The 3,196-nt window shown below is 59.4% G+C and carries 2 protein-coding genes; both read right to left on the bottom strand.

Annotation, left to right across the window (positions count from 1 at the left end):
* Positions 1 to 125 precede the first annotated feature (125 nt).
* A complete protein-coding gene (locus AAAV44_RS09730) occupies positions 126 to 893 on the bottom strand; it encodes a mechanosensitive ion channel domain-containing protein (protein WP_349115456.1) in 768 nt (255 codons plus the stop codon).
* A 130-nt stretch (positions 894 to 1,023) separates the two neighbouring features.
* On the bottom strand, positions 1,024 to 3,045 hold the full coding sequence (locus tag AAAV44_RS09735; protein WP_349115457.1) for a 5'-nucleotidase C-terminal domain-containing protein: 2,022 nt from the start codon (positions 3,043 to 3,045) through the stop codon (positions 1,024 to 1,026).
* Between the last annotated feature and the right edge of the window lie 151 nt (positions 3,046 to 3,196).

A 3,196-nucleotide genomic window follows, 5' to 3' on the forward strand; every position in this document is an offset into this window, starting at 1 on the left:
AGCTCGACGGCCCGCCTCCTGGACTCCAGGTCGTGCTTCACCCTGAGGTCTATACTCATGGAAAACCTCCCATTTCCCGATGTCCAAGAAATGGGAGGCAGTTCACTGTCCCCTTTGTGGTGGTTTTAGGCGATGATGGGGGCGATGGCGCGGATGCAGGCGTCGGCTGCCGTAAAGGTGGTGCTGTCGTCACTGACGATAAAGATGATCTTGCCCTTGATGCCAAAGTCGCCGATCTCGCTAAAGAGCACATACGGCTCCTTGTCAAAGCCCGAGATGGGAAGCACGGCGGCCTTGGTGGCGCTGGTCAGCTCGTCTGCCAGTGCGTCGAGCGAGGCCCACTTGGACGTGTCCTTGACCGCGACGGGGACGGCTACGCGCCCAAAGGGCATGAGGTGCACGAGCGTGTTCTTGGAGATATTGGAGTTGGGGACGATGATGGTTTGCCCACAGGCGTCCTCGATGGTCGTATGACGCCAGGTGATGTCTTGGACCACGCCTGACACGCCGCCGACCTCGATATTATCGCCGGGCTTGATGATGCCCATAAAGGTCACCTGCATGCCACCGATAAGGTTTGACAGCGTGTCCTGAAAGCCGAGCGAGATGGCGATGCCGCCGACGCCAAGAGCGGCGACGAGGGCGTTTGCGTTAATGCCAAAGCAGTTGTCGAGGATAAAGCTGCCGCCAATCATCCAGATGATAGCGCGCGCGATGTTGATGAAGATGCTCGATGAAGGGAGTGGGTTATCGTCGCGGCTAAGCAGGTGGTGCAGGGTCTTGGACGCGACCTTGGCGGCAACGGCGGTGCCGATGGCCAAGATACATGCCCAGATGATGTTGTGGACCCATCGTTGTGCAAAGAAATGAAGAATTGGCTCAAACAATTCCATGTAGGGAAACCTCCTAATGATCGTCCAACCATGATACCCACCAAGAAGCCCGTCCGATCAAATTCGGACGGGCTTCTGTGCTCGATATGAGGCTCGGCGCTGTACGGGCTCCAAGATTTAGCGACATACCTTAGTGGCGGCGCTTCCAGATGATGCCGAGGATGACCATGACGATGCCGCCAATGAGGCATGCGCCGACCACGGCCAGCGTGCGGTCTCCCGTTGCGGCAAGCTTGCCGGTCGTCTTTTTGGTGGTGACCTGCGTGATCGTCGTATCCGTCTTAGGCGAGGGCTTAGGCGTCGGGGCCGGTGTAGGCGTGGGATCCACGGCTGCGGAGCCGAAGCTGATGGTGCCGGCGAGTCCGGCCATCTTGTTCTCCCAGCCATTCTGCCCAATCAGTGCCCTCAGCGCTGACTCGCAGGTGCCCCACTCGGTGTGCTTGGTGGCGTTTGCGAAGGTGGGGAAGTCGGTCGTGTTGGTGATAATGTAGTTGTTGGTGGCGACGGTATAGGTCTTGGCGGGGTCGAGCGTGCTGCCGTCTTTGGTGAGCGTGGCACTCACGATGCGCTTGCCTTCAGACTGCGTCCAGTCGATTGTCACGTTGATGCCGCCAAAGGAAAGAACGCTGCCGGAGTCGTCGGGCCACTTGTACATGTCCTGGGCTTCCTGCTCGGTGTGGCCGGCTGCGACGTAGGCTTGCTGAAGTTCGTAGCTGTCATTGCATTTGTCGCTAATTTCCAACGAGTGCTCAAGCGCTGCGAGGAAGTCCGCGCCGGTCATGGTCCAGGTCTCCAAGGTGTTGCCGTAGGGCGAGATGGCGATGACGTTGCCGGCGGTTACGTCTCCCGCCGCGATGCCGCCGCGGATGCCGCCCGCGTTCTCAATAGCAAGGTCCGCGCCACTCAAATTAAGATAGGAACCGCAGATCACATGTCCGATGGTCTGGGCTTTAGTAGTGTCGCCCTCCTTGCTGGGGCGGAAATCGGTGGTGCGCACCATCTCCCAGCCATGTGTGCCCGCCGCGTCCTCGCCATAGAAATAGTTGGCGGTGGATGTGCCGAGTACCTTGTTCGATTCGATTTCAAAGGCGTCGTCGAGTGGCTTGATTTTGTTGTTGCGGACCTCATCAAGGATGTTCTGGTTGTTAGGGTCTGCCAAAAGGTCGTCGACGTCCTTGGCGGCGTAGAGCGTCTCGGCGCTGCCGCCTGCGGAGACCGTCACTATGTCGTCGTTGGTGGTTTCGGTACCCTTGGTGTCGTACTCATAGGGGATGGAAAGCAGACCAACCTCGGCAAAGGCGCTGCCCGCCTCGACGACGCGGACCGGCTTGCCATCGGCCCCCGTCACGTTCTCATTTAAGTTGATGTGCTCGTGGCCTGCGATCAGGGCATCCACGCCGTCGAGCTGTGCGGCAAAGGCCCTGGCGTTGAGCGTATGTGCGATACAAACGACAACGTTGCAGCCCTCATCCTCGCGCAGTCGCTTGGCCTCGGCATTGATGGCGTCCGCCGCACCCGAGAACGACGTGCCCTCAATCAGGTCCGCGCGCAGCGAGGAGCCCAGCGTCTCATCCATGGCTCCGACGACGCCGACCTTAATCTTGTAGTTAAACGTGGAACTGTCCTCGTCGTCCTTCCAAGTGCGGTTGAGCGTCTTGGTGATGCTCGAGCTCCATACGCCGTTCGAAGACGTTGCATTCGCGCAAAGCATGGCGAAAGGCGTGCTGGTGGCACCATTGCCGGCCATCGTGCGAAGCTTGTCCGCGCCGTAGCTCCAGTCGTGGTTGCCCGGCGTGGTCGCGTCGTAGCCATCTGCATAGAAGGTGTCCATGAGCTCGGCGATGCTCTTGCCCTCGCTCATGGTGGCAAAGGACTGCCCGTGGAAGGTGTCGCCTGCATCGAGCAGAAAGTCGGGGGCGTTGTTTTGGGCGCTATAGAGAACCGCCAGTCCGTCAAAGCCAATGGTGCCCGTGCCCTTGCTTGCGTTGTAGCTGTACTTGTAGCTGCCGTGGATATCGTTGGTGTGCATGACGGTCACGGTGCCATAGATCGCTTGGGGCAGATCGCTCGCAAGGGCGAGGCTGGGTGCGCCAGTGAGCACGCCGGCAAGCAGCGCGGCGGTTAACGCAAAGCGGGGGATGAATCTTTTCATGGCAGTCTCCGTATTCCTAAACAAAAACCACCACAAAGGTGCCTGTGAACTGCGCCCCGAAACTTGGACTGAATAAATAGCGACTACGCCGCAAGGGCCTGGTTCCGGAACTCCTCCGGCGTCAGGCCCTTCAATCTTACCTGCCTGCGCC

The sequence above is a fragment of the Collinsella sp. CLA-AP-H1 genome, assembly GCF_040092945.1.
GTDB lineage: Bacteria > Actinomycetota > Coriobacteriia > Coriobacteriales > Coriobacteriaceae > Collinsella.

What these genes read in the sequence shown, in the direction of transcription:
- AAAV44_RS09735 (WP_349115457.1), bottom strand. Translation starts at nt 3,045, where the DNA reads ATGAAAAGATTCATCCCCCGCTTTGCGTTAACCGCCGCGCTGCTTGCC.
- AAAV44_RS09730 (WP_349115456.1), bottom strand. Translation starts at nt 893, where the DNA reads ATGGAATTGTTTGAGCCAATTCTTCATTTCTTTGCACAACGATGGGTC.